Genomic DNA, 799 nt, shown 5'->3' with positions numbered 1-799 from the left:
GGAATACCAATATATCCGGCGTCACGGTGGTGTTCCGGGCCGGTGAGCAGGAGCAGTCACCGCCGGAGGGATTTGAATCCTCCGGCTCCGAGACGGTGCTGGGTACGGAAGTGAAATATGACACGCCGATCACCCGGACCATCACGTCGGCAAACATCGACCGTCTGCGCTTTACCTTCGGTGTACAGGCACTGGTGGAAACCACCTCAAAGGGAGACAGGAATCCGTCGGAAGTTCGCCTGCTGGTTCAGATACAGCGTAACGGTGGCTGGGTGACGGAAAAAGACATCACCATTAAGGGCAAAACCACCTCGCAGTATCTGGCCTCGGTGGTGGTGGATAACCTGCCGCCGCGCCCGTTTAATATCCGGATGCGCAGGATGACGCCGGACAGCACCACAGACCAGCTGCTGAACAAAACGCTCTGGTCGTCATACACCGAAATCATCGATGTGAAACAGTGCTACCCGAACACGGCACTGGTTGGCGTGCAGGTGGACTCGGAGCAGTTCGGCAGCCAGCAGGTGAGCCGTAATTATCATCTTCGCGGGCGCATTCTGCAGGTGCCGTCGAACTATAACCCGCAGACGCGGCAATACAGCGGTATCTGGGACGGAACGTTAAAACCGGCATACAGCAACAACATGGCCTGGTGTCTGTGGGATATGCTGACCCATCCGCGCTACGGCATGGGGAAACGTCTTGGTGCGGCGGATGTGGATAAATGGGCGCTGTATGTCATCGGCCAGTACTGCGACCAGTCGGTGCCGGACGGCTTTGGCGGCACGGAGCCGCGCAT

1 pseudogene is annotated in these 799 nt (G+C 58.2%); it reads left to right on the top strand.

The features are described from left to right. Positions 1-799: pseudogene (locus ACJHX4_RS26735) on the top strand (host specificity protein J); the annotation flags it as partial.

Source organism: Escherichia sp. WS2035, assembly GCF_046487065.1.
Lineage (GTDB): Bacteria > Pseudomonadota > Gammaproteobacteria > Enterobacterales > Enterobacteriaceae > Escherichia > Escherichia coli.
Note: the sequence above shows the minus strand (reverse complement) of the source record. Positions and strands in the feature narration are given on the sequence as shown.